The sequence below is a fragment of the Pseudomonas sp. genome, assembly GCF_049653025.1.
Taxonomy (GTDB): domain Bacteria; phylum Pseudomonadota; class Gammaproteobacteria; order Pseudomonadales; family Pseudomonadaceae; genus Aquipseudomonas.
Window position 1 is genome coordinate 1 of the sequence record NZ_JBASFM010000003.1, and the last position, 15,191, is coordinate 15,191.

10 protein-coding genes are annotated in these 15,191 nt (G+C 66.4%); 1 reads left to right on the forward strand and 9 read right to left on the reverse strand.

Annotated elements, in window-relative coordinates; translation table 11 throughout:
- Window positions 1-61: 61 nt before the first annotated feature.
- The 7 genes from WBK23_RS00615 to WBK23_RS00645 form a co-directional block, all read right to left on the reverse strand.
- Entirely contained in the window at window positions 62-859 is a 798-nt protein-coding gene (locus WBK23_RS00615; RefSeq protein ID WP_424482078.1) for a YfaP family protein, read from the reverse strand.
- A 5-nt stretch (window positions 860-864) separates the two neighbouring features.
- On the reverse strand, window positions 865-2,502 hold the full coding sequence (locus WBK23_RS00620; protein ID WP_424482079.1) for a DUF2300 domain-containing protein: 1,638 nt from the start codon (window positions 2,500-2,502) through the stop codon (window positions 865-867).
- 3 nt (window positions 2,503-2,505) lie between these two features.
- On the reverse strand, window positions 2,506-7,056 hold the full coding sequence (locus WBK23_RS00625) for an alpha-2-macroglobulin family protein (RefSeq protein WP_424482080.1): 4,551 nt from the start codon (window positions 7,054-7,056) through the stop codon (window positions 2,506-2,508).
- Window positions 7,053-7,691 carry a DUF1175 domain-containing protein gene (locus tag WBK23_RS00630; RefSeq protein ID WP_424482081.1) on the reverse strand — a complete coding sequence of 213 codons (639 nt, stop codon included), beginning with the start codon at window positions 7,689-7,691 and terminating at the stop codon, window positions 7,053-7,055. The genes WBK23_RS00625 and WBK23_RS00630 overlap by 4 nt, the downstream gene beginning before the upstream one ends.
- The gene (locus WBK23_RS00635) at window positions 7,688-9,520 is read right to left on the reverse strand and encodes a DUF2138 domain-containing protein (RefSeq protein ID WP_424482082.1); all 1,833 of its coding nucleotides are present in this window, start codon (window positions 9,518-9,520) and stop codon (window positions 7,688-7,690) included. The genes WBK23_RS00630 and WBK23_RS00635 overlap by 4 nt, the downstream gene beginning before the upstream one ends.
- A gap of 37 nt (window positions 9,521-9,557) precedes the next feature.
- Window positions 9,558-10,346 carry a YfaP family protein gene (locus WBK23_RS00640; RefSeq protein ID WP_424482083.1) on the reverse strand — a complete coding sequence of 263 codons (789 nt, stop codon included), beginning with the start codon at window positions 10,344-10,346 and terminating at the stop codon, window positions 9,558-9,560.
- A gap of 182 nt (window positions 10,347-10,528) precedes the next feature.
- A complete protein-coding gene (locus WBK23_RS00645) occupies window positions 10,529-11,470 on the reverse strand; it encodes an AEC family transporter (RefSeq protein ID WP_424482084.1) in 942 nt (313 codons plus the stop codon).
- Window positions 11,471-11,822: 352 nt separating this feature from the next.
- Between WBK23_RS00645 and WBK23_RS00650 the strand changes: the two genes are divergently transcribed.
- Complete coding sequence (locus WBK23_RS00650; protein WP_424482085.1) at window positions 11,823-13,130, forward strand: CitMHS family transporter; 1,308 nt, start codon at window positions 11,823-11,825, stop codon at window positions 13,128-13,130.
- Window positions 13,131-13,197: 67 nt separating this feature from the next.
- Here the strand turns inward: WBK23_RS00650 and WBK23_RS00655 are convergent, their stop codons facing one another.
- A complete protein-coding gene (locus tag WBK23_RS00655; protein WP_424482086.1) occupies window positions 13,198-13,758 on the reverse strand; it encodes a response regulator transcription factor in 561 nt (186 codons plus the stop codon).
- A 12-nt stretch (window positions 13,759-13,770) separates the two neighbouring features.
- Window positions 13,771-15,024, reverse strand: a complete 1,254-nt coding sequence (locus tag WBK23_RS00660) for an ATP-binding protein (RefSeq protein ID WP_424482087.1) — start codon at window positions 15,022-15,024, stop codon at window positions 13,771-13,773.
- Window positions 15,025-15,191 lie beyond the last annotated feature (167 nt).

Sequence of the window (15,191 nt, forward strand, 5' to 3'; positions counted from 1 at the left end):
GGTGGGTCGCGCTTCACCGACCCACCCGACGGAACCTGACTCTGCCTAGCCCACCCGGATTTCAGGGATAGCTGAACTGCTTGACCAGGGTCAGCTCGCCGGCACCGCGCATGGGCACGATAAAGGACTCCTGCTTCTCGTTCGCTGTGCCCTCCTGGCTGATCAGGGTGATCTGCGCGGTGGTCAGCGCTTGCGCCGCATCGCCATCACTGGAGCCGCCACCGTAGTAGTTCACATAGACCAGATACTGCCCCGCCAAGGGCGTCGGCGAGGCGATCATTTCCGGGCCGAAGCCGCTGGTCACGTCGACGTCCAGCGCCGCGCCGTTGGCCAGCGAGCGCTCGCCGTACCAGACATGCCCGCCATCCGGCGTCACCAGGTGCAGGTCGAGGTCGCTGTTGTCGCTGTCCCAGGACAGCACCACGCGCAGCTTGGCCGGTGTCTCGCCGCTGCCCTGGTTGTAGAACTGCACCCGACGCACCTGTTGGCCGTCGGGGCTGCGCACCTCGACGTTGCTGCTGCCAGCCGGGAACACGAACGGGCGGTCAAAGCCGCCATCCTCCTGCACCTTGAGCGGCATACTGATGCCATTGACGATCAGCCGCGCCGGCGCGCCCTCGACCTTGGCCATGTTGTTGATCTGGCCGAGGATGCGCGCGGTGTCGGCCTGGTCCGGCGCGCTATTGACCGAGGATGCCGGGTAGTTGACCTCCTGGATAAAGTGCGCGCCATCCGCCGAACCCTGGCGCCAGCCGGCGCGCGGGGTGTCCAGGCGCACGTCAGCAACAGCAACGGCACTCGCGGCCAGCGGCAGCAGGCCAATCAGGATCAGGGCAATAGGGTGCACGCGAAGGGTCATGGGGTCTATTCCAGAAGCAGGTGACGGGCGAGGCTTTCGATATAGCCCTCGTCCTGGCCATTGGGGTGGGCCTCGAAGGCCAGATGCAAGTATTCGTGGGTCAGGTCGAGCCGGTCCTGCAACGACAGCAGGCCGCGCACGTAGATGCGCCGGCGCTCGCGGTCGACATAGGGGTTGCCGGAGAGCAGGCGGCATACGGCGAACTGCGCGGTCTCGCTGTAGCCGGGTTCGCCATCCAGGGTCGTGCGCCATTGCCGGCGCTGTGTGTGCAACCAGCCCTCAGCGGCGTCCAGCGGCTGGCAGGCGGCCACCGGCTTGTCCCAGCGACTAAGGCTGGCACGCGGGAAGGCACGGGCGAGGATGGCGTCGTAGCGCAGACCGGACTCGGCCTGCTCGACCGCCTGGCTCCAGGCCAGGCGCTCAGGCCCAGGCAGATCGGAGTGATAGGTCACGGCGCTGCCGGCCAGCACCAGATCGGCGCTCCAGGCGGTAATGGCGCGCGCACCGGCCGAAGCCGGGCGCGGCGCGACGCGCTGACTGGCGCTGCTGTCGCGGATTGCCAGGCATTCGCCACGGCGCTCGGCGTTCTGCAGCAGATAGGTGCGAATGGTCACCGCCAGGGCCTTGGCCGCCTCGGCCGGCTGCGCCGCCGCCTCGCGATCCAACACCCGCGCCACATATTCCTCACGACTCAAGCGCGCGACCAGGCGCGACTGCTCACCTTCGCGCAAGAGAAACAGCTCACCAGCGCTTTCGATAGGTAGGCGGTTGCCGTTGGCGAACTCCACCTCGTAGTGCCCACGCAACGCCCCGCTGGCCGCGATCCGCTCCTGCTGGCGCACCTGGCGCAGCGGATAACGGTCGAACAGCGCCACCTCCACGCACGTACCCAGCTCCTGCGGCCAGGGCGTCGGCAAGGTGCGCCCAAGCACTTCGGCGTAGCCGCGCAGAATGCTCTGGCTGGTGCCAGAGCCGCCGGCCCACAGCGGCGTGCCATCCACCAGCCAGCCGGCGAAGCCACCCTGACGCGCCTGCGCGTCGCCATCGGCCAGCCAGCTCCAGGTCTTCACCCGCAGACGTCCGCCCAGGGCACCGAGCGCGGTGGCATCCGGCGCATTCAGCGCCACGTCGAGCAATACCCGCCGCGCCTCGGCCTGAGCCGGCAGGCTGGCCAGTACCTCGAGCAGTTCGCTGACCGCCACCCGCCGCTGCGGCTGCAGGCCGTTGAGATCAGTGAGCCAGGCCGGGGCCTGCTGCGCCTGCCAGTAGCTCGACCACTCCCCCGCCTGCAGGCCCAGGCGCGTCGGGGCGAAATACAGGCCGCAGGACTTGGCCAGGGCCTGGTCGCGGTCGATGCGCTCGCCGGCCTGGCAGCAATAGACCTCCTCGCGATCCTGGCCGGCGCAGACGTAGCCCTCATCTGGGCGCTGAGTGTCGGTCAGGTAGGCGTAGACAAATAGCTTCCATAGGCTGCCCAGCGGCGTGTCCAGTTGCGCCGGCAGGCTGCTACGCGCCAGCACCTGCTGGCGATCCAACTGCAGCAGCTGCTCGCCCTGGCTGGTGCGCCAGGCCAGCTGCAACGGTGCCTGCCCCGCTTCGACGAGCAGGGGCACGCACAGCGCCAGCCAGCAGAGCGCGCGCACGGCCTATTCGACCTTCAGCTCGGCCAGCGCCGGCTCCTGCTCGACGGCCTGCTGCTGCGGGTCGTACATGCGCACGTAGCGCGCCGGCGGCAGGTGGAACTGGCCTTTCTGCGAGAAGCGCACCAAATGGCGCAACTGCAGGGTGCCCTGCAGGCTGTCGACCGGCACGGCGTAGAGCATCTGACCCGACTCGTGACGGGCCTTCTCCAGCGGTGCCGCCTCTTCCGAGTCGAGACCGCTGATCTGGATACCCCAGGTGGTGCGCTCGACATCGGCGCCCGGCGGCAGCGGCACTTCCAGCAGGCCGTAGCGGTAGGCGTGCTCCTCGTCGCCGCCTTGCAGGGTCACCTCGTCGAGGTACAGCTCGTCGCTGGACAGCGGGTCGTCGCCCACCTCCTCGACGCTGAAGCTGAAGGCTTTCTCGCCCGGCACCAGGCGCAGCAGACGGCGACTGACCTTGACCGGCAGCTCACCACTCGGCGCGGCGGCGCTGTCGAAGCTCAGCGCAGCATGCACGGCACCGCCCTGTTCGGCCGGCAACGCCAGCTCCTTGGGCAGTTCCTGACCTTGCCACTGCCACCAGCTCTCGCCGGTCGCGCCCTGCTGGGCCAGCCAGCCGGCACCCGGTTCCGGCACGGCGGCAGGCGGCGTTTGCTCGATACGGTTGTGCAGCCAGGTCAGTGCCAGCGCCCGTTCCAGGGTCGCCTGCTGCGGGGTCAGACGCTGCAGCAGGGCATTGACCTGCGATGGATCGGGCTGGCCGTGAGACTGGCGCAACGCAGCGGCAAATGGATGGGAGCTGCTCACCACACGCTGGCGGGCGTCATCCAGGTCGGCAGCGAAGGCCGCCGGCAGGCTGACCTTGGTCGCCGCTGCCAGATCGGCAGCCAGTACTCGCGCCAGCGCCAGGCCAAGCTGCGAGTTCGGGGCGGCCATCACCGGGCTGGTTTCGCCAGCGTCGTCCAGGCTGACGTCCTCACCTTCGCCAGCCTGGCCCAGGTCGGCCAGCAAGCCTTCCAGCAGGCTGTTCACCGGTAGCTGCATCTCGCGGGCGAAGTCGAGGATCAGCGCGCGCTGCAGCAACGGCGTGTTCGCCGCCTGCTTGGCGTAGACCTCCAGCACACGCTGCCAATGCTCTGGCGGCAGGTTGATATGCAGCGCACGGCTGGCATGCCAGTCGGCGTAGTAGGCGTAGGCGGTGAGGAAGGCATCCGCCTCGCCGTCCTGGCCCCACCAGGTGAAAGCGGCTTCCGGGCCGGCCATCTGCACCAGGCGCAGGCGGCTGTTCTGCATGATCAGGCGCAGGCGCTCGCCGATACGTGCCTCTCCCTTGGCCAGGGTCGGATACGCCAGGCTTAGCGGCAGCAGGCGGCTGGCAGTCTGCTCGACGCAGCCGTAGGGATACTCAATCAGATCATCGAGGGCCGAGCGGAACAGCGCTTGCGAGCTGTTATCCAGACGTAGACGGATATTGCCGGCATCGGCCGGCAGGCTTAGCGGATTGTTTCCAGCATTCAGCATCAGGCTCTGCGTATGCAAACGCTGCCAGCCTTCGCCGGCCACGCGCAGGGTCACGCCGAGGGCGTCCACCGGTTTACCGTCCTGCACCAGCTCGGCGCGCCACTCGCCGCCCACCAGGGCGGTCGGCGGCAGCGCCAGGTAGTTCACGCCCTTCTCCAGCTCGACCGACTCACGCTGCTCCTGGCCGGCATAGTGGGTGACCAGCTCGGCCGTGGTGCTCTCTTCGCCCTGGTTAAAGGCAAACAGGCCCATCTGCGGCTTATCACCGGCGCGGAACAGGGTCGGCCCGCTCCATTTCAGGTACAGCGGCTTCTCGGAGCGGATGAACTGTTTCTTCTGCCCCACTTCGCCGGCCTCGTTGACCGCGCGCACGGTGATGCGCCAGCGGGTCAGCGAGTCGGGCATGCGGAAGCTGAAACGCGCCTTGCCGTCGGCATCGGTGACCAGGTCGGGCTGCCAGGCGGCGGTGTCGACTTCCTCGCGGCGCGGCCGCTCCAGCACCTTGACTCCACGCTCACTGCGGTTGGCCCGGCCCGGCGCGGTCGGATTGCCCGGCAGGGCCACGTCGTAGCTAATAAACGACAGGCTGGCGCTGGTGCGCACGTTGTTGCGCCGCGGGTGGTAGAAGAACTGGTCGATGCCCGGGGCGATTTCCGGCTGCAGGGCATAGATCATTTCGTCCACCACGCTGACCGTCAGGCGCGTGGCCGCCGGCTTGCCCTGGAACTGGGTGGCGAGATCGACGGTCACCGTATCGCCCGGCTGATAGCGTTCCTTGTCCGCGCTGATGGCGATTTCCACCTGCGCCTTGGTCACCTTGATCCCGGCGTTCTGGAAGCTGTAGTCGCCACCCTTGGTGTAGAGCACGGAGAAGGTCAGGTTGGGCGCGAAGTGGTCGTCGACCGGGATGCGCGCGCGGTACTGGGTGTCGTTGAGCTTCTCCAGCTTGAGCCAGTCGCCGCCCTTGGACAGCAGTGCGGTGGCCTCAACCTGGTCGCGCTCCAGAGTCAGCAGCGCATCGCCGACCGGTTCGGGGAAGGTGATCAGCGCCAGGGCTTCGGCACCGGCCTGGTATTCATCCTGGTCGAAAACGATCTCCACGGTGCCGGCCACCGCCTTGATCCCGTCGCCGCTGACCGCATGGCCGGTGGCACCGAGGATCAGGCCGTGCTGGTCCTTGAGGGTGATGCTGTAGGTGCCGGGGCGCTCGAAACTGAGGCTGAAGCCCTGCTCGTCGTCACCCAAGCTGCTGCTGTGCTGGCTCTGGTCTTCCAGGCGCACCCATTCGTAGCTGGCTGGTTTGAGTTCGCTGGCCTGCTCGCTGTGGTAGCTGAACGACACGGCCTCGCCCACCGCGCTGAAGCGCTGCGGGGCCTCCAGGCGATAGCGCGCGGCACCGCGCTCGATCAGGATTTCCTTGCTGACCTTGACCCGGTAGGCGGCACCGTCGCTGGCGAACACCGTGAGCAGGTAGCGACTCGGCTTGTCCGCCGCCGGCAGTTCGAGCTCGGCGCGGCCCTGGTCGTCGGTGCTCAGCTCGCTGCTGGAAAGTTCAACCGGGAACTGGCCGAGGTACTGCAACTCGTTGTCGATCATCGACAGCTGCTGGGCGCGCAGGCTCAGCTGCAAGCGCGCGTTCTTCACCGGTTTGCCGTCCGGATAGAGCAGCACCAGGTTGCCGCTGACCTTCTCGCCGGTGCGGAAATCCGGCTTGCTCAGGTCGAGGGCGATCTCGAAGTGCGGCTTGATGTAGTCGGCGACACGGAAGGCGCTGCTATAGAGCTGGTCGCGGTAGCTGAAGCGCAACTCGTAGCCGCCAGCCACGGCGTTGTCCGGCAGCTGGAAGCGGCCCTGGCTGCCGGCCTTGCTGTCGAGGGCCAGGTCGAGGTTCTGCAGCACGGTGCCGGTGGCATCCAGCACGCTGAGCTTGAGCGGCGCGGCCTGGGCGGCCACCGAGTCGCGGGCGTTCTTGAACTCGCGACCGACTATCTTCACTTCCACCCAATCGCCGGGGCGGTACAGCGGACGGTCGGTGAAGGCGTATAGCTTGGTGTCGTAGATTTCGCTGTCGTAATAGAAGTTCTCGGAGACGAACACCCCACCTTCGCCGTCCTCGCCGAGCACGTAGGAACGCTCCGGGCTGGCGTGCTTGAGGCGCAGCAGGCCCTGGTCGTCGGTGTTGCCGCTGCTCATCACGCCCAGGCCATCGCTCCACAGCACCTTGGCCCCGGCCACCGCCGCGCCGTCACGCTTGTGCGCGGTCCACACCAGCAGCTCGTTGCCGGCGACCTTGCTCACCGCGACGGTGTTGGAGACAAACACTACGGTGGTCGCGCGGTACTTGCCGACCAGCGCCTCGACCAGGTACAGCCCCGGTGTGAGCTTGCCCAGCGGGATATAGACGTTGCCCGGATTGACGCTGACGAAGGAGCTGGACGAACCGGCCAGCTCGACGCCCTTGGGCGGCTGGATCGGCTTGGCGTCCCACAGCGGGTAGCGGAACTGGCTAACCAGCGGCAGACCCTTCATCGGCGCGTACTGCGGCTGCGCCTCGAACGGCGTCGGTGCCGCGATCGCGTCGCCCATCTTCAGCTCCGGCGCTTCCGCGGTGACCTGCTTGCGCGACTCGTAGGAGAAGGCGCGCTGCATCACCCGCCGCGAGGTGCGGTACCAGCTGTCCCACAGGTAGCTCAGGGTGTTGGACAGGCCCTCGCCCTTGAACTCGCCCTCGGCCACCACCCGGTGCAGGTTCTTCTGCCGCTTGAGGAAGTCCAGCGGCTTGTCGATGCGGTACACGCGCATGTCGACCCCGCCGTAGGGCTCCATCATGTAGCGTCGGTAGTCGCGCCCCGGTGCCTCCAGGCGCACCTGGGCCACTTCATCGGTGGCGAAGCTGGCATCGGCGAGGAGGAAGAACGACTGCCCGGCCACCGGCGTGTAGTCGCTCGACTCGACGTTGTCGTCGGCTTGGCTAACGCCCAGCGGCAGGATGGCTACGAGAAGGGCCGCAATGGCCAGGCGCGGCAGACTCATCGGGCGAGAAAGTGCAGTCGATAGACGCCGATAAAATTGGGGTTGGATGCGTCGGGTATCCATCGGGTGTCCTTCCATGTCATGAGTTGTTGCAGGCTCACCGAGCGCATGCCGTTGTCTGTTTGGGTAGTGGTGCCAGTGTGATAGGCGATATTGCGGCCCATCCAGATCATCAGGTGCTGGTCGTCACCCTGGTCGAAGAAGATCAGGTCGCCGGGGCGCGCCTGGTTGAGGTCGCGGCCGAGGAACTGGCTGTTGTACTGGATCAGCTTGATCGCGTTGACGTAGGGGCCGACCTGTCCGCCGCCCTGCTGCCACTGCTGGGCGAGTTGGCGCTGCTCCGCGCTCAGTTCCAGCTCCGGCGGCAGGTAGCGGTTGGACAGGCCGTTGGCGCGCAGCCACTTGGCGTCGTGCAGCTTGAGCGCCTCGTTGGCGGCGAAGCGCACCAGGCCGGCACAATCCTGCTGCTGCCAGCGCGGACTGGGGCCCTGGCGCAGCTGCTCCTGAGCGATGCGCACGAACCATGCGCGGAACACCTGCGACTGCTGCACGTCCAGCACCGGCGCGGCCTGCGCCAGCAGCACCGGGCTGCACAGCAGCAGGCAGGCGAGCGTCAGGTAGCGCAGTGCTCTCACAGGGCGCGCCACTGCAATGGCAGCCACTGCCAGGCGCTGCTGGCTTCGCTGTCGGCCGGCAGGGTCAGGGCGTATTTGCCGTGGGTGGACAGGGCGCGCAGCTTGGGCAGCAGGTTGCTCTGCGCGGCGTTGCGGAACACCGGCTCCATGTCTTCCGGCAGGCTCTCCAGGGTCTCGCGCTCGAACAGCGTGGCCAGGGTCTGCGGTGCCAGGTAGGCCGGCACCAGGGCATCCTTGGGCAGCACTTCGGCCAGCGGCGGGAAGCGTTTATCCAGGGTATCCAGGGCCTTGCTCACCAGGCGGTCGTCCAGCGAGAACAGCAGGGTCGAACCGTGCCGCGCCAGGCTGACCCGGAAGAAACCGGTGGAGGCCAGGGCATCTGGATTCTCGGCTTCACCGCCGCGGTACTGACCGAAGTTGGAGCCGACCTGGCGCTGCCACTTGTGCGCCGCGCCCTGCTCGCTGGCCTCGACCGGGAACTGCCCGCCCTCGGCATTGGCCTCCCAGGCACCGATTAGGCTGCCGAACAACTTGCCCAGCTCGGCGTCGGTCTGTGCGCTGGCCTCGCTATTGAGCGTGCCGACCAGCAACGGCGAGTGCAGGCGCGACTCGGCGTACCAGCACAGGCCGGCGGTGCCGCTAAGCTGATTACCCAGTTCGGCGGCCACCTTGGCCTCGGCACCGACCTTGCTCAGCAGGCGTTCGGGTACGGCTGCCGCCACGGGCAGGGCGACGCAGGCGCTGGCACCCATGGGCATGGCGCGCCACACCGGGGTGAAGTCGAACTTGGCCTGATCCTCCACCTCGTTGAGGGCCAGGAAACTGTGCCAGCCCTGCCCGTCCATTTCGAAGCGCAGGCCGGCGAAGGCCGGGATAAAACGCTGGTAGCCGAGGGCGAGGAAGTCCGAGCTGAGGCTGATGCGCTGCTCCAGCGGACCGCGTGCCTCCAGGCCGAAGCGCTCGGGGAAGGGATGCTGGCCGGCCAGCAGGGCCTCGACCGCATCGGTCGACACCTTGGCCAGCAGCGGGCCGGTTGGCTCGACTGGTTCGGCGACGGCCTCCTCAGCAGCGGTCGCCGCTTCCGGATCAGCGGCGGCGACCTCAGTCTCGTCATTCGCACTCGGCACTGCGGCTTCGCTCGAGGCCGGCTCGGGCTCAGGCTCGGGGGCGAACAGCATATCGGCGCTGGACAGCAGCAACAGCTGGTCGCCATGGGAGGCGAACAATACGGAACGGTCGCTGTTGTAGCGCAGGCGGTAGAACGGCACCGCAGCACCATCGACCATAAACTCGCCGGCCTGGCTTAGCTGGGTATCGTCCAGCGCCACCTTGGCCAGCGGCTCCAGGGCCTTGGCCAGGCCGCCGCGCTCGATCACCACCAGGAAGTGCTTGAGCCGGCCGCCGGCATCGCGCCACAGGGCGACCTCGGCCGGCTGGTCGAGCAGCTCGTCGAGCAGGTTGTCGCGCAGCTGCAGGTCGTGCTCGTAGATGATCCGCCGCAGGCTGCCGGTCAGGCCGAGGAGATCGGCGTTGGCCTCGTAATAGAACACCAGGTCCTCGGTCAGGGTGTCGCGCAGCAACGGCACGGCCAGCAGATCCTTGGGCAGGCGGCTCAGCGAGGCGCTCTCGATCAGCACGTCGGGGCGCGCCAGATCGAGGCCGATCAGGTTCTCCTCGCCCAGCTGACGATCGCCCTGCTGCTGCCACAGCCAGCCGAAGATCCCGGCCGCCGCCACCGGCAGCGCCACGGCCAGGGCGAGCAGCAGCGGACGCAGTCGCCGACCGGTCGATGCGCCTTCGCTGGCGACGGGTGTGGTGTTTTCGCTCATGTCTGCAAACCCCGGTTCATCCCTGCTCAGGGAACATTCAATAGTTGAAGGACTTGATCAGCAGCAGATCGCCGATGGTGCGCAACGGCACCACGAACGTCTCGCGCTTCTCGTTGACGGTGTTCTCGTTGAACACCAGGCTGATCTGCGAGGTGATCACCTCGTTGAGGTTGCTGCCGGCCTGGAAGTTGTAGCCCTGGCTGTTCAGGTTGCCCCAGTAGTTCACGTAAATCAGGTAGGTGCCATGCAGCGGCGCGGTCATGGTGAACATTTCCGGGCCGGGACCGTCGACGCTGTCGACATCCAGACCGCCGCCATTGCTCATCACCGGATCGGCCCAGAAGGCGTGCTGGCCGTCGGGGGTGACCACGTGCAGGTCGAGCTCGGCCTTGGGGTCGTCCCAACCGAGGACGATACGCACCCGCGCCGGGGTCTTCTGGGTATTGGCCTCATAGAACTGCACGCGGCGCTGCGGCTGGCCATCGGCACGCAGCTCGACGCTGTTGGAGCCGGCACCGAAGTTGTAGGGCCGGGCGAAACGCCCTTCGGCGTCGGTATACAGCGGCAGCGGGTTGCCGTTGACCGCCAGCACATGGGGCTGGCGCAGGCCCTGGGTGCCGGCGAGCTTGCCTTCGATCATGCTGCGGTTGCGCTGCGCGCCGCGGTCGATCGGCGGCGTCGGGTAGGCCACACGGGCGTTTTCCGTGCGATCGAGCAGGCCGGAATAACGCCAGCCGGCGGTCGGGCCATCCAAATTCGCGGAGGGTTCTGCCAAGGCCAGCGACGCAAACAGCGCCAGGCCAAGCAGTAACAGCGGGGTGCGCATGATTAGTCCTTTAATAGCGCTAAGTTGCCAAGGCTATCGGGCAAGAGCACAACTGGCAATCACCGGCCTGCGGAACTGCCGAGTGCTTGGCAGAGGACATGACTCGACGAAAATCCTGGGCAAGCCTGACACAACACCACGGAAGTCACACCACTCTCGCCGGATCACCTGCGCCGCGGGCGTTAGATCCAGCCACCCCACTGCAGCACGAACAGGCCGATATTGGTGGTGATCGCCGCCGCCAGGGTGGTGATGACGATGATCGCCGCCGCCAGCTGATGATTGCCGCCTGCCGCCTTGGCCATAACAAAGCTGGCAGCGGCCGTCGGGCTGGCGAAGAACAGGAACAGGATGCCCAGCTCCGCCTCGCGAAAGCCGCAGAAGAACGCGCCGAGAGTGCCCAGCAACGGCAGCCAGACCATCTTCATCAGGCTGGCACCCAGGGCCAGCGCGCCGCTCTCACGCAACGCCGCCAGCGACAGGGTGGCACCGATGCAGATCAACGCCAGCGGCAGGGTCAGTTGCGCCAGGTACTCGCCCGAGGTGGTCAGCCAGGCCGGCAGGCGAACCTGCCAGTAGGCGAATGGCATCGCCGCCAGCACGCCGAGAATCAGCGGGTTGCGCAGGATGCTCTTGCTGATGCTCCACACGCTGGCCTTGGCGTTCGGGCTGTAGATCGCCAGGACAATCGCCGACAGGCTGTTGTAGCTGAGGATCACCACGCCGCCGAGCACCCCGCCGAGCGACAGACCGTAATCACCGTACAGGCTGGTGGCCAGCGCCAGGCCGATGATGCCGTTGTTGCCGCGAAACGCCCCCTGCACATAGACGCCACGGTCAGCCCGCGGCACCCGCCACAGCGCCCAGCCCCACACCAGCAGAAAGCCGGACACCGTCGCCAGCAGGAAGTAACCGAGCAAGGCCGGCTGCAGGGCGGTGCGCAGGTCGGCATGCAGGATGGCGAGAAACAGCATGGCCGGCATGCTGACGTTGAACACCAGGGCGGTGGCGGTGCTGATAAAGGCGGCGTCGATCTGCCCCAGGCGCTTGAGCAGCATGCCGAGAAACAGCATGGCGAACACCGGCGCAGTGATGCCGAGGATTTGCGAGAAGATTGCGAACATGCGAAAGCGCTGCGGGGCGAGAGGGTTGGCGATGATAGCAGGCCTGGCTTTCAGGCTGCTTTCAGGTCAAAAAGCCCGCAGGCCAGAGCCGACCGGCTGCAGGTCGGCGAAAGCTGGCTGAAAGCTTGCCTTCGTAGAATCGCCGCTACGGCCGACTCGACTCGGTCACCCCGGCTGCCAGCACGCCTGCGCACCTGACAAAAACAACAACGGTGATTGCCATGTTTATGATGCCGCTCTGCCCACGCCCCGCTGCGCGCCACACCGCGCCCCGTCTCCGCTCCGTTCGCCGGCTGCCGCGCCACGCCTAGCGCCACGCATCCATCCGTACCCGCCCACCCGGAGACTCGTCATGCTGACGTTCCTTGGCTTTGCCATGGTCATCACCTTTATGTACCTGATCATGAGCAAGCGCCTGTCCGCGCTGATCGCGCTGATCATCATCCCCATCGCCTTCGCCCTGATCGGCGGCTTCGCCAGCGACATCGGCCCGATGATGCTCGAAGGCATCAGCAAGCTCGCGCCGACCGGGGTGATGCTGATGTTTGCCATCCTCTATTTCGCCATCATGATCGACTCGGGCCTGTTCGATCCGCCCGTGCGCCTGATCCTCAAGCTGGTCAAGGGCGACCCATTGAAGGTCGCCGTCGGCACCGTGGCCCTGGCGCTGATCGTCTCCCTCGACGGCGACGGTTCCACCACCTACATGATCTGCGTCGGAGCCATGTTGCCGCTGTACAGCCGTTTGAAGATGAGCCCGACCATCATGGCCGGCCTGATCATCATGGCGGGCGGCATCATGAACATGACGCCGTGGGGCGGGCCGACCGCTCGCGCCGCCAGCGCCCTGCATGTCGACCCCTCGGATGTGTTTGTGCCGATGATCCCGACCATGGTGCTCGGCGCCATCGTCCTGTTCGCCGTCGCTTACTTCTACGGCCTGCGTGAGCGCAAGCGCCTCGGCGTGCTGCACCTGCCGGATGGCCAGGCCGGCCAGGAACAGATCAGCGTCTCGCAGTACCCCGAGGCGCGCCGGCCCAAGCTGACCCTGATCAACGCCGCCCTCACCGTGATCCTGATGACCACGCTGATTGCCGGCCTGCTGCCGATGCCGGTGCTGTTTATGATCGCCTTCAGCGTCGCCATGATCATCAACTACCCCTGCCTGCAGCAGCAGAAAGAGCGAGTCGCCACCCATGCCGGCAACGTTCTGGCGGTGGTAGGGCTGATCTTCGCGGCGGGAATCTTCACCGGCATTCTGTCCGGCACGGGCATGGTCGACGCCATGTCCAAGAGCCTGCTGGCGGTCATTCCTGACGCCTTCGGCCCGCACCTGGCAGTGATCACGGCACTGGTGAGCATGCCGTTCACCTTCTTTATGTCCAACGATGCGTTCTACTACGGCATCCTGCCGGTGCTCAACGAAGCCGCCGCCAACTACGGCATCAGCCCGGTGGAAATGGCCCGTGCGTCGATTGTCGGCCAGCCGGTACACCTGCTCAGCCCGCTGGTGCCGTCAACCTACCTGCTGATTGGCCTGGCCAAGATCGAGTTCGGCGACTTGCAGCGCTTCACCCTGAAATGGGCGGTGCTGATCTGCCTGGCGATCCTGCTGGCGGCACTGCTGCTGGGGGTGTTCCCGCTATTCGCCAGCCTCTAACGGCAGGGATAGCTGGGATAAAGCAAGGTCGCGGCAGCGCTTTAAACAGCCTGCCGCGTCAGGCCGCTCAGCGGCGTACCGGGCGCTTCTGCAACTTGCGCTGCAGGGTGCGCCGGTGCATGCCCAGGGCGCGGGCGGTGGCGGAGATATTGCCTTCGTGCTCGGTCAGCACGCGCTGAATATGCTCCCACTGCAGGCGGTCCACCGACATCGGGTTTTCCGGCACCAATGTGTCCAGGTCGGCATGCTGGGTCAGCAGCGCAGCCAGCACGTCATCGGCATCGGCCGGCTTGCACAGGTAGTTGCAGGCGCCGCGCTTGATCGCCTCCACGGCGGTGGCGATGCTCGAATAACCGGTGAGGATCACCACGCGCATTTCGGCGTCCAGCTCCAGCAACTTGGGCAGCAACACCAGGCCGGAGTCGCCTTCCATCTTCAGGTCCAGCACGGCGTAATCCGGCAGATCCTGCTCGGCAATCGCCAGGCCTTCGTCCGCCGAACCGGCGGTGGATACACGCAGGCCGCGGCGGCTCATGGCGCGCGCCATCACGCGAGTGAAGGTCGGATCATCGTCGACCAGCAGCAGGTGGGGCTGTTCTTCACCTTCGAACAGAACTTCGTCGCTCATACGGATATTTCCTTAAGCTCGGCCATAGGCGCGTGGCAGCTTCAGCTCGGTGAGCGTGCCGCCCTCTTCATGGTTATACAGTTTAACCGTGCCGCCGGCACGGGTGACGCTGGCCTGGCTGAGGAACAGCCCGAGGCCGAAGCCCTTGCCTTTGGTGGTAAAAAACGGTCGACCTATCTGCTCGGCAATCGCCAACGGCACGCCTGCACCAAAATCGCGGATGCTCAGGCGCAGCCACTGGTGATCCCAGTCAAGGCGAATATCCAGATTGTCCGGGCAGGCGTCGGCGGCGTTATTCAGTAGGTTGAGCAGCGCCTGGGTCAGGTCGGCCGGCGGCATCATCCGCGGCGGCGCACCACGCCCCAGGCATTGGTAGCGATAGCTGGCTTCGGGGCGCATCAGGTGCCAGCGGTTGAGCGCGGCTTCCAACCATTCCCCTGCGGACAGTTCGATCACCGCCTGCCGCCGATCCGCCTCGGCGGCGCGCACCAGATGCTGCAGGGTTTCCTTGCACAGTTTGACCTGCTCCTGCAGCACCGCCAGGTCCTCTTGCAGGGTCGGCTCCTGATGCTCGCGGCGCAGTTCCTTGATCAACACGCTCATGGTCGCCAGCGGCGTGCCCAGTTCGTGGGCAGCACCAGCGGCCTGGGTGGCCACAGCGAGCAACTGCTGGTCACGCAAGCCTTCCTCACGGCGCTCGGCGCGTAACTCTTCCTGATGGCGCAGCTCTTCGGCCATCTTCGCCACGAAGAAGGTGATCAGTCCGGCGGCCAGGGCGAAGCTCAGCCACATGCCGTAGATCAGCAGACTTTCACGCGGTGCAGCGGGTAAATCCAGCGGGTGCGACCACACCAGCAGAAAGGTGTAACCGCCCAGCGCCAAACCAGACAGGGTGATGGTGTACAGCCAGGGCAAGGTCGCCGCCGCGATGGTCAGCGGCACCAGGTAATAGGAAACGAAGGGATTGGTCGAGCCGCCCGAGTAATACAGCAGCAGGCTGTGGATGATCAGGTCGCAACCCAGCTGTACCGCGTACTCCTGCTCGGTTACCGGCCAGGGGCCGCGCAGGCGCAGCGCGGTCAGCAGGCACAGCACCAGCGAGATACCGAGGGTAACGCTCAGCTCCAGCCAGGGCAGCGGCAGCGCCCCGGATTTATAGGCCAGCCCTACCGAGCCGGCTTGCGCGGCCAGCACCAGGATGCGGATCAGGGTCAGGCGCCAGAGGTTTTGCCGGCTCGCCGACAGTAGCTGCACGGGTGCGAGCATAGATTCTCCAAGAGGCTCATTCAGCGAGCCGCAGGAGTATAACCAAGCCTCTGTGCGCCTAACTGCGGCAACACGCCGCAGCTAGGCGCAGTCAGGATAAATAAAGGGGAACCGGCTTTAACCCGTCTAGTCAGATCGCTACGTCTACCCTCTGGAAAGCCGCGCAT